At 50.9% G+C, this 14,907-nt stretch carries 13 protein-coding genes; 8 read left to right on the top strand and 5 right to left on the bottom strand.

What is annotated here, in order from left to right:
* Nucleotides 1–13 precede the first annotated feature (13 nt).
* The 7 genes from ispD to rpoS all read left to right on the top strand — a co-directional run bounded on the left by ispD (nt 14) and on the right by rpoS (nt 5,933).
* A complete protein-coding gene (ispD, locus tag LG384_RS22310; RefSeq protein WP_200009908.1) occupies nt 14–724 on the top strand; it encodes a 2-C-methyl-D-erythritol 4-phosphate cytidylyltransferase in 711 nt (236 codons plus the stop codon).
* Complete coding sequence (gene ispF / locus LG384_RS22315) at nt 724–1,203, top strand: 2-C-methyl-D-erythritol 2,4-cyclodiphosphate synthase (protein WP_003034167.1); 480 nt, start codon at nt 724–726, stop codon at nt 1,201–1,203. The genes ispD and ispF overlap by 1 nt, the downstream gene beginning before the upstream one ends.
* Nucleotides 1,200–2,249 carry a tRNA pseudouridine(13) synthase TruD gene (truD, locus tag LG384_RS22320; protein WP_045446790.1) on the top strand — a complete coding sequence of 350 codons (1,050 nt, stop codon included), beginning with the start codon at nt 1,200–1,202 and terminating at the stop codon, nt 2,247–2,249. The genes ispF and truD overlap by 4 nt, the downstream gene beginning before the upstream one ends.
* Nucleotides 2,230–2,991: a 5'/3'-nucleotidase SurE gene (surE, locus tag LG384_RS22325; protein ID WP_045446786.1), complete on the top strand. Its 762-nt coding sequence runs from the start codon at nt 2,230–2,232 to the stop codon at nt 2,989–2,991. Before truD ends, surE begins: the two co-directional genes overlap by 20 nt.
* Nucleotides 2,985–3,611 (top strand): protein-L-isoaspartate O-methyltransferase, encoded by a 627-nt coding sequence (gene pcm, locus LG384_RS22330; RefSeq protein WP_045446783.1) that lies wholly within the window; start codon nt 2,985–2,987, stop codon nt 3,609–3,611. Before surE ends, pcm begins: the two co-directional genes overlap by 7 nt.
* 185 nt (nt 3,612–3,796) lie before the next feature.
* A complete protein-coding gene (gene nlpD / locus LG384_RS22335) occupies nt 3,797–4,879 on the top strand; it encodes a murein hydrolase activator NlpD (protein ID WP_223307009.1) in 1,083 nt (360 codons plus the stop codon).
* A 61-nt stretch (nt 4,880–4,940) separates the two neighbouring features.
* Nucleotides 4,941–5,933: an RNA polymerase sigma factor RpoS gene (rpoS, locus tag LG384_RS22340; protein ID WP_000081498.1), complete on the top strand. Its 993-nt coding sequence runs from the start codon at nt 4,941–4,943 to the stop codon at nt 5,931–5,933.
* A 125-nt stretch (nt 5,934–6,058) separates the two neighbouring features.
* Here the strand turns inward: rpoS and mutS are convergent, their stop codons facing one another.
* The 3 genes from mutS to LG384_RS22355 form a co-directional block, all read right to left on the bottom strand.
* Nucleotides 6,059–8,626: a DNA mismatch repair protein MutS gene (gene mutS, locus LG384_RS22345; RefSeq protein ID WP_045446776.1), complete on the bottom strand. Its 2,568-nt coding sequence runs from the start codon at nt 8,624–8,626 to the stop codon at nt 6,059–6,061.
* A gap of 273 nt (nt 8,627–8,899) precedes the next feature.
* The gene (locus LG384_RS22350; RefSeq protein ID WP_045446774.1) at nt 8,900–9,418 is read right to left on the bottom strand and encodes a hypothetical protein; all 519 of its coding nucleotides are present in this window, start codon (nt 9,416–9,418) and stop codon (nt 8,900–8,902) included.
* Nucleotides 9,418–10,203 carry a winged helix-turn-helix domain-containing protein gene (locus LG384_RS22355; protein ID WP_200009906.1) on the bottom strand — a complete coding sequence of 262 codons (786 nt, stop codon included), beginning with the start codon at nt 10,201–10,203 and terminating at the stop codon, nt 9,418–9,420. The genes LG384_RS22350 and LG384_RS22355 overlap by 1 nt, the downstream gene beginning before the upstream one ends.
* 502 nt (nt 10,204–10,705) lie before the next feature.
* Here LG384_RS22355 and LG384_RS22360 point away from each other — a divergent pair.
* Nucleotides 10,706–11,311, top strand: a complete 606-nt coding sequence (locus LG384_RS22360; protein ID WP_045449769.1) for a helix-turn-helix domain-containing protein — start codon at nt 10,706–10,708, stop codon at nt 11,309–11,311.
* 42 nt (nt 11,312–11,353) lie between these two features.
* On the opposite strand, the gene LG384_RS22365 is transcribed toward LG384_RS22360, so the two are convergent.
* Entirely contained in the window at nt 11,354–12,727 is a 1,374-nt protein-coding gene (locus tag LG384_RS22365) for an HlyD family type I secretion periplasmic adaptor subunit (RefSeq protein ID WP_048220669.1), read from the bottom strand.
* Nucleotides 12,714–14,906 carry a type I secretion system permease/ATPase gene (locus LG384_RS22370; RefSeq protein WP_225761543.1) on the bottom strand — a complete coding sequence of 731 codons (2,193 nt, stop codon included), beginning with the start codon at nt 14,904–14,906 and terminating at the stop codon, nt 12,714–12,716. Before LG384_RS22370 ends, LG384_RS22365 begins: the two co-directional genes overlap by 14 nt.
* Between the last annotated feature and the right edge of the window lies 1 nt (nt 14,907).

A 14,907-nucleotide genomic window follows, 5' to 3' on the forward strand; every position in this document is an offset into this window, starting at 1 on the left:
CCAGGGATCTAACATGGCAGCCACTTTATTGGACGTTTGCGCCGTGGTGCCGGCTGCCGGGTTTGGCCGCCGAATGCAAACAGAGTGTCCTAAGCAGTACCTTTCAATTGGTAATAAAACCATTCTTGAGCACTCGGTTCATGCGCTACTCGCGCATCCCCGGGTGACGCGAGTCGTCATTGCCATCAGCCCTGGCGACAGCCGCTTTGCCCAACTTCCTCTGGCCCAACATCCGCAAATCACCGTTGTCGATGGCGGTAATGAACGCGCCGATTCGGTTCTTGCCGGTTTGCAAGCCGCCGGGGAAGCCCGATGGGTACTGGTGCATGATGCTGCCAGGCCGTGTCTGCATCAGGACGATTTATCCCGTTTGCTGGCGATAAGTGAAACCAGCCGTACTGGCGGTATCCTTGCCGCACCGGTGCGAGATACGATGAAACGTGCGGAGCCGGGCAAAACAGACATCGCCCATACAGTAGATCGCACTGATTTATGGCATGCGTTGACGCCGCAGTTTTTTCCTCGTGAGCTGTTACACGACTGCCTTATCCGGGCGCTAAATGAAGGCGCGACCATTACAGATGAGGCCTCGGCGCTGGAATATTGTGGTTTTCATCCGCAACTGGTCGAAGGACGCGCTGACAATATTAAAGTCACCCGCCCGGAAGATCTGGCGCTTGCCGAATTTTATCTGACCCGAACAACCCATCTGGAGAATGCATAATGCGAATTGGACACGGTTTTGACGTACACGCCTTTGGAGGCGTCGGCCCAATTATCATTGGTGGTGTGCGCATCCCGTATGAAAAGGGGTTGCTGGCGCATTCTGATGGGGATGTTGCACTCCATGCACTGACCGATGCCCTTTTAGGGGCAGCGGCGTTAGGTGATATTGGTAAACTCTTTCCGGATACCGATCCGGCCTTTAAAGGGGCGGATAGCCGCGAATTATTGCGTGAAGCCTGGCGCCGTATTCAGGCCAAAGGATATACCCTTGGTAATGTGGATGTGACTATTATTGCTCAGGCGCCGAAGATGCTGCCGCACATTCCGCAAATGCGTGTATTTATTGCCGAAGATCTCGGCTGCCATATGGATGATGTTAACGTGAAAGCGACCACCACGGAAAAACTCGGATTTACCGGACGTGGGGAAGGGATTGCCTGTGAAGCGGTGGCCTTACTCATAAAGGCAACGAAATGACTGAATTTGACGCTCTGACGTATCTCCACGGTAAACCACAAGGCAGTGGCGTGCTGAAAGCAAATCCGGAAGACTTTGTAGTCGTCGAAGATTTAGGCTTCGAACCGGACGGTGAAGGGGAGCACGTTCTGGTTCGCATCCTGAAAAATGGTTGTAACACGCGTTTTGTGGCTGACGCGCTGGCTAAATTCCTGAAAATCCATGCCCGTGAAGTGAGCTTTGCCGGGCAGAAAGATAAGCATGCAGTCACGGAACAGTGGCTGTGCGCGCGCGTGCCGGGCAATACGATGCCTGATTTAAGCAAATTTGAGCTTGAAGGCTGTAAAGTGCTGGAGTACTCCCGCCACAAGCGTAAGCTGCGTTTAGGCGCTTTGAAAGGTAACGCATTTACGTTGGTTCTGCGCGAAGTCAGCGCACGTGATGACGTTGAAGCGCGTTTGCAGGCAATTAGCGAGCGCGGCGTGCCGAACTATTTTGGCGCGCAGCGTTTTGGCATTGGCGGCAGTAACCTGCAAGGGGCGCTACGCTGGGCACAAAGTGATGCTCCGGTGCGCGATCGCAATAAACGCAGTTTTTGGTTGTCGGCAGCCCGCAGCGCGTTGTTTAATCAGATAGTCAACGAACGGTTGAAAAAAACAGACTTTAATCAAGTTGTTGACGGCGATGCGCTACAATTGTCGGGACGAGGAAGTTGGTTTGTCGCGACAGCGGAAGAACAGGCTGAATTACAGCGTCGTGTCGATGAAAAAGAATTAATGATTACAGCAGCATTACCGGGCAGCGGTGAGTGGGGAACTCAGCGCGATGCGCTGGCGTTTGAAGAGGCTGCTATTGCTGATGAAACTACGCTGCAGTCTTTGTTATTACGTGAAAAAGTTGAAGCATCGCGTCGCGCTATGCTGCTGTATCCGCAACAATTAAGCTGGAACTGGTGGGATGATGTAACCGTTGAGTTGCGCTTCTGGCTACCGGCAGGTAGCTTCGCCACCAGTGTTGTAAGGGAACTTATTAACACAATGGGTGATTATGCGTATATTGCTGAGTAACGATGATGGGGTTCATGCACCCGGTATACAAACGCTGGCGAAAGCGCTGCGTGAGTTTGCTGATGTACAGGTAGTTGCCCCGGATCGTAACCGCAGTGGCGCGTCTAACTCGCTGACGCTGGAATCCTCGCTTCGCACCTTTACCTTTGATAACGGCGATATCGCTGTGCAAATGGGTACACCTACTGACTGCGTATATCTGGGCGTAAATGCGTTAATGCGTCCGCGCCCGGATATTGTGGTTTCCGGGATTAACGCAGGCCCTAATCTGGGCGATGATGTTATCTATTCAGGGACTGTCGCTGCGGCAATGGAAGGGCGACACCTGGGATTCCCTGCGCTGGCCGTCTCCCTTGACGGTCATAAACATTACGATACTGCCGCGGCGGTAACTTGTCGTATTTTGCGGGCGCTGAGCCGTGAACCGCTGCGAACCGGGCGCATTCTGAATATTAATGTACCGGATTTGCCGCTGGATCAGATTAAAGGCATTCGCGTCACTCGCTGTGGTAGTCGTCATCCGGCGGATCAAGTGATTCCACAGCAGGATCCGCGTGGTAACACGCTGTACTGGATTGGACCGCCGGGAGAAAAATGCGATGCCGGGCCGGATACGGACTTTGCTGCCGTAGATGAAGGCTATGTCTCGGTCACTCCGCTGCATGTCGATTTAACCGCTTACGGTGCGCATGAGGTCGTTTCTGACTGGTTAGACAGCGTGGGAGTTAACACGCAATGGTAAGCAGACGCGTACACACTCTTCTTGAACAATTACGTGCGCAGGGCATCAGAGATGAGCATGTCCTTGATGCGCTCGCTGCCGTGCCGCGTGAAAAATTCATTGATGAGGCGTTTGAGCATAAGGCCTGGGAAAACATCGCCCTGCCGATTGGCCAGGGGCAGACGATTTCGCAGCCCTATATGGTTGCCCGCATGACCGAGCTTCTTGAGTTAACGCCACAATCGCGGGTGCTGGAAATTGGTACCGGTTCTGGTTACCAGACGGCAATTCTGGCGCATCTGGTGCAGCATGTTTGTTCCGTTGAGCGGATCAAAGGTTTGCAATGGCAGGCGCGACGTCGTCTGAAGCAGCTCGATTTACACAATGTTTCGACTCGTCATGGTGATGGATGGCAAGGCTGGCAAGCGCGAGCCCCATTTGACGCTATTATTGTGACGGCAGCTCCGCCGGAGATCCCAACAGCATTAATGACGCAGTTGGATGAAGGCGGCATTCTCGTCCTACCCGTGGGTGATGAGCACCAGTTTTTGAAAAGGGTGCGTCGTCGGGGGGGCGAATTTATTATCGACACCGTGGAGGCCGTACGTTTTGTTCCCTTAGTGAAAGGGGAATTAGCGTAGATACAGGTTCTGAATACCTGGAGTTTTCCTGGATATTCTGGAATTAGTAAGCGTATCGTGGTCACGTTTTCCAGTGTCCAGCCCGATGCTTTGCACGGTGATTACGTCACGGGTTTTAACCAAATTTTCCTGGGGGATAAATGAGCGCGGGAAGCCACAAATTTACCGTTCGCCGCATTGCGGCATTGTCACTGGTTTCGTTATGGCTGGCAGGTTGTTCTAACACCTCGAATCCACCAGCGCCGGTCAGTTCTGTTGGCGGTGGCGGCTCAACGAACACCAGCTCCGGCATGCTAATTACGCCTCCACCAAAAATGGGCACAACGGCGACAGCACAGCAAACGCCACAGATCCAACCGGTGCAGCGTCCGGTCACTCAGTCCGGACAGATCCAACCCGTTGCGGAACAACCGGTCCAGATGGAAAACGGTCGTATTGTGTACAATCGTAAGTATGGGAACATTCCGAAAGGTAGTTATACCGGCGGCAGTACCTATACGGTTAAGAAAGGTGACACGCTTTTCTATATTGCCTGGATTACCGGGAACGATTTCCGTGACCTCGCACAACGAAATAACGTTCCGGCCCCGTATGGCCTGAATGTGGGGCAGACTCTGCAAGTGGGCAACGCGTCGGGTGCACCGATTACCGGTGGTAATGCAATCACTCAGGCGGATGCAGCACAGCAAGGAGTTGTGACCAACCCTGCACAAAATTCCACCGTTGCTGTTGCTTCGAAACCAACAATTACGTATTCTGAGGATTCAGGTGAACAAAGTGCTAACAAAATGTTGCCGAACAACAAGCCTGCTGGGACAGTTGTCACAGCGCCAGTAACGGCTCCAGCAGTTAGCACAACCGAATCGACTGCAAGCTCAACATCTACCAGCGCGCCAATCTCTACCTGGCGCTGGCCGACTGACGGCAAAGTGATCGAAAACTTCGCGGCTACCGAGGGTGGCAATAAAGGGATCGACATTGCAGGCAGTAAGGGACAGGCTATTGTCGCGACCGCAGATGGGCGCGTCGTATATGCCGGTAACGCACTGCGTGGTTACGGTAATCTTATTATCATCAAACATAACGATGATTACCTGAGCGCCTACGCCCATAACGATACGATGCTGGTCCGGGAACAACAAGAAATCAAGGCGGGGCAGAAAATAGCTACCATGGGTAGTACCGGAACCAGTTCAACACGATTGCATTTTGAAATTCGTTACAAGGGGAAATCCGTAAACCCGCTGCGTTATTTACCGCAGCGATAATTCGGCGGAACCAGGCTTTCACTTGCTAGTTCCGTTAGGGATCACGGGTAGGAGCCACCTTATGAGTCAGAATACGCTGAAAGTTCATGATTTAAATGAAGATGCGGAATTTGATGAGAACGGAGTAGAGGCTTTTGATGAAAAAGCCTTGAGTGAAGAGGAACCCAGTGATAACGACCTGGCTGAAGAGGAGCTGTTATCGCAAGGGGCCACACAGCGTGTGTTGGACGCGACTCAGCTTTACCTTGGTGAGATTGGGTATTCACCACTGTTAACAGCCGAAGAAGAAGTTTATTTTGCGCGTCGCGCACTGCGTGGAGATGTTGCCTCTCGCCGTCGCATGATTGAAAGTAACCTGCGTCTGGTGGTTAAAATTGCCCGTCGTTATGGCAATCGTGGTCTGGCATTGCTGGATCTGATTGAAGAGGGCAATCTGGGGCTTATCCGTGCCGTCGAGAAGTTTGACCCGGAACGCGGGTTCCGCTTCTCAACATACGCAACCTGGTGGATCCGCCAGACGATAGAACGGGCGATTATGAACCAAACCCGTACTATCCGACTGCCGATCCACATTGTAAAAGAGCTGAACGTCTATCTGCGTACCGCGCGTGAGTTGTCGCATAAACTGGACCACGAACCGAGCGCAGAAGAGATTGCAGAACAACTGGATAAACCGGTTGATGACGTTAGCCGTATGCTCCGACTCAACGAGCGCATTACCTCGGTAGACACCCCGCTGGGTGGCGATTCCGAAAAAGCGTTGCTGGATATTCTGGCCGATGAAAAGGAAAACGGTCCGGAAGACACCACGCAAGACGATGATATGAAACAGAGCATCGTCAAATGGCTGTTCGAACTGAACGCCAAACAGCGTGAAGTGCTGGCACGTCGTTTCGGTTTGCTGGGATATGAAGCTGCGACACTGGAAGATGTGGGCCGTGAAATTGGTCTCACCCGTGAACGTGTTCGCCAGATTCAGGTTGAAGGCCTGCGTCGTCTGCGTGAAATCCTGCAGACTCAGGGGCTGAATATCGAAGCGCTGTTCCGCGAGTAAGCAAAGTTCTATCAAGAAAGGCCAGTCGAGAGACTGGCCTTTTTCTTTTACCTGCGCAGGTATGAAGTCTCAATTACCGGATGGAGGAGTAAATGCCTCATCCGGTTGATAAGGGCATCGTCCTGTTAAACCAGGCTTTTCAACCGATAGATCCACTCCAGCGCCTGGCGTGGCGTCAGGGAATCCGGGTCGAGATTTTCCAGAGCTTCGATGGCTGGAGAGGTTTCTTCAGGAGCGGAAAGCAGCGACATTTGCGTACCATCTACCTGAGTAGCGGCTGCATTTGGTGTAATACTTTCCAGCTCGCGAAGTTTTTGTCGCGCACGTTTGATAACGTCTTTCGGTACACCTGCCAGTGCAGCCACTGCCAGGCCGTAGCTCTTACTTGCTGCACCATCCTGTACGCTATGCATAAAGGCGATGGTATCACCGTGTTCTAACGCGTCCAGATGCACGTTGGCAACGCCTTCCATTTTCTCCGGTAATTGTGTCAGCTCGAAGTAGTGCGTTGCGAATAACGTTAATGCTTTGATTTTATTAGCGAGATTTTCTGCACATGCCCATGCCAGCGACAGGCCGTCGTAAGTTGACGTACCGCGTCCAATCTCGTCCATCAGAACCAGGCTGTTCTCGGTGGCGTTATGCAGGATGTTGGCAGTTTCAGTCATCTCGACCATAAAGGTTGAACGGCCGGAAGCCAGGTCATCTGCAGCACCCACGCGGGTAAAGATGCGGTCGATTGGGCCGATCTCCACCTTTTGTGCCGGAACATAGCTGCCGATATAGGCCAGCAACGCAATCAGCGCAGTCTGGCGCATATAGGTACTTTTACCCCCCATATTCGGGCCGGTGATGATCAACATCCGACGCTGAGGCGAAAGGCTTAACGGGTTGGCAATAAACGGCTCTGTCAGCACCTGTTCCACCACCGGATGACGACCTTCGGTAATACGAATTCCGGGTTTATCGGTGAAAGTCGGGCAGGTGTAGTTCAGCGTATATGCACGCTCGGCCAGGTTGACCAGAACATCCAGCTCTGCCAGCGCGCTGGCGCTCTGCTGCAAATCAGCCAGATGTGGTAACAGCATGTCGAACAGTTCATCGTACAACTGTTTTTCCAGCGCCAGTGCTTTGCCTTTTGAGGTCAGTACTTTGTCTTCATACTCTTTGAGCTCAGGAATAATGTAGCGTTCGGCGTTTTTCAGAGTCTGGCGGCGCACGTAGTTTATGGGGGCCAGATGGCTCTGCCCACGGCTAATCTGAATGTAGTAACCGTGTACGGCATTAAATCCAACCTTCAGCGTGTCCAGGCCGGTTCGTTCGCGCTCGCGGATCTCCAGTCTGTCCAGATAGTCAGTTGCCCCATCAGCCAGTGCGCGCCACTCGTCCAGCTCTTCGTTATAGCCTGGCGCGATGACACCGCCATCGCGGACCAGCACTGGCGGTGCATCAACCACGGCGCGTTCCAGCAGTTCACGCAGCTCGGTGAATTCGCCCATTTTCTCGCGCAGCATCTGTACCGGAGCGCTATCAACGCTCTCCAGTTGTGCGCGCAGTTCCGGTAATTGTTGAAAGGCGTGACGCATACGGGCGAGATCGCGTGGACGCGCGGTGCGCAGTGCCAGGCGGGCCAGAATACGTTCCAGGTCACCAACCTGACGCAGCACTGGCTGTAGCTCTGCTGTGGCATCCTGGAGCGCACCGATAGTCTGCTGGCGTTCAGTCAGGACGTTAGTGTCGCGTACCGGCATATGCAGCCAGCGTTTAAGCATACGGCTGCCCATGGGGGTGACGGTGCAGTCGAGCACTGAGGCCAGAGTGTTTTCTACGCCTCCCGCCAGATTCTGGGTAATCTCCAGATTACGGCGAGTAGCAGCATCCATAATGATGCTGTCCTGCTGGCGTTCCATGGTGATGGAGCGAATATGCGGCAGAGAAGTACGCTGCGTATCTTTTACATATTGCAGCAGGCAGCCTGCGGCACATAGCCCGCGCGGAGCGTTCTCGACGCCAAAGCCAATCAGATCCCGCGTGCCAAACTGCAAGTTAAGCTGCTGGCGGGCGGTGTCTATCTCAAATTCCCACAGTGGACGGCGACGCAGTCCGCGACGACCTTCGATCAGTGATGTTTCTGCAAAATCTTCGGCATACAGCAGTTCCGCCGGGTTGGTTCGTTGCAGTTCAGCTGCCATGGTCTCGCGGTCGGCGGGTTCACTGACGCGAAAACGACCAGAACTAATGTCCAGCGTGGCGTAGCCGTAGCCTTTACTGTCCTGCCAGATGGCGGCCAGCAGGTTGTCCTGACGTTCCTGCAACAGCGCTTCATCGCTGATAGTGCCAGGCGTTACGATGCGTACAACTTTGCGTTCAACCGGCCCTTTACTGGTGGCCGGATCACCAATCTGTTCGCAAATGGCGACTGACTCGCCCTGATTGACCAGCTTGGCGAGGTAGTTTTCCACCGCGTGATGAGGAATACCCGCCATCGGGATCGGCTCGCCTGCAGACGCACCGCGTTTTGTCAGCGAGATATCAAGCAGTTGCGACGCACGTTTTGCATCGTCGTAGAACAGCTCGTAAAAGTCGCCCATGCGGTAAAACAGCAGTATCTCCGGGTGCTGAGCCTTCAGCTTGAGATACTGCTGCATCATGGGGGTGTGATTGGTGAAGTCCGTATCAAGTGACTCTTTCATATTGATTCAGCTCGTTTTTTTAATCTTTTTGGGTACCTGGGTCGTTTCATGTGAACCCCTGTAAACTCACATAAACCCATAAATTTTTATATCGAAAGCAGCCTGAAGGCAGTAACGGCGAGCTTAGGCTCAGCCTGAATGGGGTATCTTATCACCGACCACCCCAGAGATTCATCCGTGGGATTTAGCGCAATGCGAGGATGAGTCAACCGGTCATCGTGAACCGGACGATAAAACCGATATCCGGGGAGCTGGCGCCAGAAAACTGAGCCATTATTCATTTCCTGGCAACGCGTAATTCTGGCAGTAAAGATAAGGGATCCCTTCTTTAGTAATTAGATATGTTTCACTATTCATGGCGAATAGATCGACATTGGAGATGCTTGTGTTGGTCAGGAATAAATCGGGGAGGAGCTCCTGAATAATACTAGTGGGAGCTGTTTCACGGTTTGAGATATGGATTTCCTGTGATACCCAGACCGGACTTGAACCATAACTGGAGTGTGTAAAGAGCACCATTCGTTGCACGGTTTGATCATTATTCGTTGCATCTTTGATAATGCCATCAATATTCACAATGCCTTTACTATCCCCGGTTTTGATATCAATGACCCCACGAAATGAGGCGGTATTGCGTACTATTTCAATAGTTGCCCGGCAGGCAAGATTATGCAGATGATTATGATTTTTACCGTGCTGATAAAACGCAGTGAGAATAATAACCACGACACAAAGTAGCAGGATAATACCTGTTTGTATTCGGAGTCGGGGAGTGCGAATATTTATATTCATTAACTATCGTACCGTGGGTAATAGATAGACTGACAAGTATTTTTCTGCTCTCTCTGCATTGGGGAGCGGCAAAGGATCACCGACAACTTTTTGGATTCAGGATAGGTTGTTATATAAATATATTTATTGCTCTGACATAACCCAGGGTTTCTGTCGATAAAAGAGGTATGCCGGGTGACATTGCTGGCATCATGGTTAAAATAATACTGACAATCAGTAGGGTTATTTTGTGCGGTGATATAGCCTGAAAAATAATCATCGCTGGCAGTTCGTGGGTACAGTATCAAACCACAGATGATAATAGTGAGTGCGATGAGCATCGTTTCTGTTTTGGTTATCAGCGGCTTATGCGGTGTCTCATCAGAGAATTCAGTCAGGTCAGCGTTTAGTACGCATGATTCCTCTGCTACTGAAGCGAGAATTTGCGGAGTTTCTATCTCCTCAATCCTAATCTCTTCATTAATAATCAGTCCCTTGCGTTTTATTGTTGTGATAAAGGACGGATCCAGTTCTAACTGAAGAAAACTTTTACGCAGCGAGAGAATGCTCTGGTAGAAGGCATTGAAGCTCGCCTGACGATGATTTTCACCCCAGCCAAATTCCAGCAGTTCGTTCTGTGAGACAACCTTTCCTTGATTTTCAATAAGTAATAAAAGACATAAAGATGCTGTTTGCTTGAGCTTTATCTGTTGCTCAGGTTGGTCCACTCTCGCCAGGTATTGTGTGGCTGGTGTAAAGATTATTTTTCTTTCAATCAGATAACTGACGGTACCAGTCTCGGACATGGTGTCTCTACTCTTGATGATTCATCCAATGGTTGGTCAGTATTGAAAACACTCGAGGCTAAAGGGCATCAATGCCTGCCAGTTTTGCAGCAAGAGCCACGAAGTGTTTCATTTTAGTATCATAATATAACAACAACGATAATTTTTTAATGAAAATAAAACATATTAAAATCAATGAATTGTATCTTTTTGGCTATTGCGTAAAGAAGAGAAAGAAGAAATAATGGCTACAAAGGTGATAAGCATTAATTCTCTATGGACAGCGCAATATACTGTTTGGCACCACCACGCGAGAATATGGCTTACGCCGTTAACGCGCCACTGCACCAGGGAAAGCATGGTGGTTAAACTATAATAGTTAAGTTGTTGCAGTATCTGTAGTGCGATGTATACGGATTAACACGATTAATGTAAATGGAAATAAATGTCAGCATATTTTCAGGCTGACATTTATTTTTATTTCTGTTTTTTTGTAAAACATAAAACTGCGTTAGAGAGCCCCATGTTCCAGAACGAAATAGAAAAGTCTGTAGTGCTTATCGGTGAAGAAATCAAAAAATCAGACAGTGCCTGGTTATCCTTACGGAAAAAACGCCAGCGTATTGATCTGAAAGTCGATGGAAATATCTTGTTTCTGGAGAAAGGGACGGTCTCTGTTTATCGTGTAGAAAATGATCTAGTGACAGTGAGTATTTCCGCACCAGCGATTCTGGGGCTACCGCAAATGCGAACGGAGGTAGCTGGACACTATTTACGCTGCGATACAGATTGCGAAATGTGGGCAATGAGCGTGCAGAATGCCGATCTGCTGTTCACCGCTAAAAATCTGTGGAAGCAGGCGTTTGATATTTTAACGCACCATCTGCAACGCTATTTCCAGCGCGAAACGTTGCAGTCTCACCGCACTATCCGCGAACTGATTATCGAACATGTAAAGTTCATTTGGGCGATGGCTCCGGATGTGCGCGAAAAAACATCTGTGTATACCTTCATTTTGACGCGAAACCATATTTCCCGAAGCGCGATCCATAAGGTGTTACAGGAGTTGGTGAGTGACGGAAAAATCATCCTGAATCGCGGGAAACTCTCTTCCTATACCCCTTCCTGAATATGCGCGCCCCTGACTTAATGAAAGGGGCGCAGTAAGTGATTAACGCTCTCTGAGCGCTTCTGCGCGCGCCCGAAGAATCGGTTTCAGCAGATAGCTTAAAATCGTTTTCTTGCCGGTTAGAATATCGACAGTCGCGACCATGCCTGGAATGATCAACATTGGATGCTCTTTTGTCCCCAGGTAGTTTTTGTCCGTTTGCAGGCGAACAACGTAGAAGCTTCGGCCTTGTTTATCTGTAACAGTGTCAGGACTTATCTGGACCACTTCACCTTTCAGACCGCCATAGATGGTGTAGTCGTAGGCGGTAAATTTCACCATTGCATGCTGTCCTGGATGAAGGAAGGCGATATCACGAGGCTGTATTTTGGCTTCGATGAGGAGCTTGTCATCCAGTGGGACGATTTCAACCAGGTCGCTTCCCGGCTGAATAACTCCGCCGATTGTATTCACCATCACCTGCTGGACGATACCACGCACCGGTGACGTGACCATGGTTCGGTTAACTCTGTCTTCGAGGGCTTTTACGCTGGCCTGGGCTTTACTCAGATTGGTGCGGGCTTCGTTCAACTGTGCGAGCGCATCGCTTTGAAAACGACCGCGGTTTTCGCCGATTTTATTCTCAATCTCTTTAATCTCTGACGAGGCTTTGGGAAGCGTTAGGTTCGTCGAATTTAACTGCCCGGCGGTTTCCACTTCAGTGCGGCGCAGGCGCAGCAGCTCGACTTTAGAAATTGCGCCTGAAGCGAGCAGAGGCTCCGACATTTTGATCTCCTGGCGGATTAAGTCCAGGCTGTGCTTAAACTGATCTTGCTTCGATTCAACGTCTCGTAGCTCCTGTTTTTTCTGTACCAGCTGTTCTTCAAGCCCGGATATTTCGTTGCGAAACTGTTCCCGACGGCTGTTATACAGCTCGGTTTCCCCCCTGGCGACGTCAGGCGCTTGAGCCGCAATGTCTTGCGAGATAATAAAATCCCGGTTCTCCACTTCCGCTGTCAGCCGTTCTACCTTCGCCCGTAAACCGAGTTTATCGGCCTCTGTTTCACCAACGTTTGAGGCAAAGCGCGTGTCATCAAGATGCAGTAACGGGGTACCCGCATTGACGATTTGCCCTTCGTGGACATAAAGCCGGGTCACGATCCCACCTTCCAGATTCTGTATTTTTTGTAGTTTGGATGAGGGGATGGCTTTGCCTTCACCGCGCGTCACTTCATCAATTTTTGCAAAACCAGCCCACACGAAAGACAGGACAACCAACGTGAGGATCACCCACAGCGTGAGCCGAATAACCCTGGGGGCGTCATCAATAATGGCCAAACTGACTTCATTGATACTGTCGGTTTGATTTTCATCGCGGCCGCGAAAGTAGCGCTGCATATAGTGGCGAGCACGAGTCAGGATCTCAGTGAGAAGCATTTATCTGCCCCTTTTTTAACGCATCCATCACCACCGCTTTTGGACCATCTGCGATGATACGTCCCTTATCAACAATAATCAGGCGCTCAACCAGCGACAGCATAGAGGCGCGATGGGTGACCAGTAATAATGTTTTACCCGCGATACAAGGTGCAAGAGCATGTTTAAGCCTCTCCTCGCTGGTGTTATCCATTGAGCTGGTGGGTTCATCAAGCAGTAGAATAGGGGGAGCAAGTAACAGCGCGCGGGCTAATGCGACCGCCTGGCGCTGCCCGCCGGACAGTTGGGAGCCGCGTTCGCCGACCTGCAGGTTATAGCCATCAGGATGCAGGCGCGCAAAATCGTTGACCCCTGCCAGTTCCGCTGCACGCAGCATGGTTTCATCATCAACATATCGTGCTCCGCACAGCAGGTTGTCCCGCAGTGTTCCGTTGAATAACTGGATATCCTGTGGCACGTAGCCGATGCTGTGACGCAGATCGTTAACGTCTAACTGGCGGGCATCGATACCGTCTATCAGAATGTTTCCGGCGCAGGGCTGATAAAGATTGACGAGAAGTTTACTGAGAGAGCTTTTACCTGAACCGCTACGCCCGATAATACCGATACGTTCACCTGGCTGAATGGTCAGATTTATTTTGTGCAGTGTCAGGTTCTTTTGTTCCGGGTAACTGAAATCTACATCGCGAAATTCAATGCTGCCCTGTAACTGTTCCCGATTGAGCGGGCTTTCATCTGCACGACGTTCCTGTGCCAGCGACATCATCTTGTCAGTATTTTTGATGGTCAGCTTTGCCTGCTGATAACGGGCAATGAGGCCGGTAAGCTGACCCATCGGCATTAATGCGCGGCCGTTAAGCATATAGCAGGCGATCAACCCCCCCATACTCAGTTTACCGCCGATAATCATGTACACGCCGACGACGATCATCACGACGCCTGAAATTTGCTGGAACCAGCCAGTCAGGTTGCTCGCCAGGCTGGATAAAGTTTTTACCCGGAGTTCCAGGCGGCTAAGGCTACCCAACGTTTGTTCCCATTGAAACTGGCGTTCGCTCTGCGCATTATTCACTTTTATGGCGTCCAGACTGCTGAGTGTCTCAATGAGCAGCGCCTGGCGTTCGCTGGCCAGGCTCATGGTTTTTGCCACCGCAGCATTGACGGGGTTTTGCAGTGCCCAACTGCACAGCAGGGCAATGGGTAGCGTGAGTACGGGGATCCATGCCAGTGCGCCGCCGATGATGCCAATGACAATCAGTAATAGCAGGGTAAAAGGCAGGTCAATAATCGTCGTCAATGTGAGTGACGAGAGAAAGTCACGCAGAGACTGAAACTCATGGATGTTTTGCGCGAAGCTACCCACCCGGGGTGGGCGCTCTTTCATTTCCATGCCGACAATGCGTTCGAACAAGGTCGATGAAATAATGAGATCGCTCTTTTTGCCAGCAATATCAAGGCAGATGCCGCGCAGCATTTTCAAAATCAGATCAAATATAAAAGCCAGACAGATTCCCACTGCCAGCACCCACAACGTGACCGTAGCCTGATTCGGTACAACGCGGTCATAGACGTTCATGGTAAAAAGCGGCGTGCCGAGAGCGATCAGGTTGATCAGTAGGCTGGCCAGCACAGCATCCAGATACAGAAAGCGTGATAGCCTGAGCGTGTCTTTAAACCAGGATTTAGTACGAGGCAGAAAAGCTTCTGTCTGCAAATCGAATTCGTGGCGCGGGTGAGCAAAAATAGCCTTTCCGCCATAGTTGTGTTCAAGCGTTGTTAAATCGACACATATTTCCCCGCCTTCACTTTCACTGGGCATAAAACGGGCACTGCCATCGTCGTTCCATGCCAGCAACACACCTGTTCCGCCGGAACGCAGTATCAGGATGGCAGGCAAAGACATCGCTGGGATCTTATCGAGTGAGCGTGTTACCACTCGCGCTTTTAAACCAGCTCGTGCCGCAGCACGTGGAAAAATATTCAGCGTGAGTTGATTGTTTTCTAATGGCAGGCCGCTGCTTAATGTTGAACGGCTGACCTGCTTACCATGCAGAGAGCAGAGAATAAGCAAACTATCTAATAGCGGGTCATCATTATGGCTACGAGGATCGTGCTGTTGAGACGAGCTGCGATAAGTATTCTCGGGGACATCATTTAATAATTCGGCTTGTGCACTCATT

Source organism: Citrobacter sp. Marseille-Q3906, assembly GCF_916618775.1.
Classification (GTDB): Bacteria; Pseudomonadota; Gammaproteobacteria; order Enterobacterales; family Enterobacteriaceae; genus Citrobacter; species Citrobacter murliniae.

Excerpts from the sequence above, each read along its gene's own strand:
- LG384_RS22360 (WP_045449769.1), top strand. The coding sequence starts at position 10,706 with ATGTTCCAGAACGAAATAGAAAAGTCTGTAGTGCTTATCGGTGAAGAA.
- pcm (WP_045446783.1), top strand. The coding sequence starts at position 2,985 with ATGGTAAGCAGACGCGTACACACTCTTCTTGAACAATTACGTGCGCAG.
- LG384_RS22355 (WP_200009906.1), bottom strand. The coding sequence starts at position 10,203 with ATGTCCGAGACTGGTACCGTCAGTTATCTGATTGAAAGAAAAATAATC.
- ispF (WP_003034167.1), top strand. The coding sequence starts at position 724 with ATGCGAATTGGACACGGTTTTGACGTACACGCCTTTGGAGGCGTCGGC.
- ispD (WP_200009908.1), top strand. The coding sequence starts at position 14 with ATGGCAGCCACTTTATTGGACGTTTGCGCCGTGGTGCCGGCTGCCGGG.
- LG384_RS22370 (WP_225761543.1), bottom strand. The coding sequence starts at position 14,906 with ATGAGTGCACAAGCCGAATTATTAAATGATGTCCCCGAGAATACTTAT.
- mutS (WP_045446776.1), bottom strand. The coding sequence starts at position 8,626 with ATGAAAGAGTCACTTGATACGGACTTCACCAATCACACCCCCATGATG.
- surE (WP_045446786.1), top strand. The coding sequence starts at position 2,230 with ATGCGTATATTGCTGAGTAACGATGATGGGGTTCATGCACCCGGTATA.
- LG384_RS22350 (WP_045446774.1), bottom strand. The coding sequence starts at position 9,418 with ATGAATATAAATATTCGCACTCCCCGACTCCGAATACAAACAGGTATT.
- rpoS (WP_000081498.1), top strand. The coding sequence starts at position 4,941 with ATGAGTCAGAATACGCTGAAAGTTCATGATTTAAATGAAGATGCGGAA.
- truD (WP_045446790.1), top strand. The coding sequence starts at position 1,200 with ATGACTGAATTTGACGCTCTGACGTATCTCCACGGTAAACCACAAGGC.
- LG384_RS22365 (WP_048220669.1), bottom strand. The coding sequence starts at position 12,727 with ATGCTTCTCACTGAGATCCTGACTCGTGCTCGCCACTATATGCAGCGC.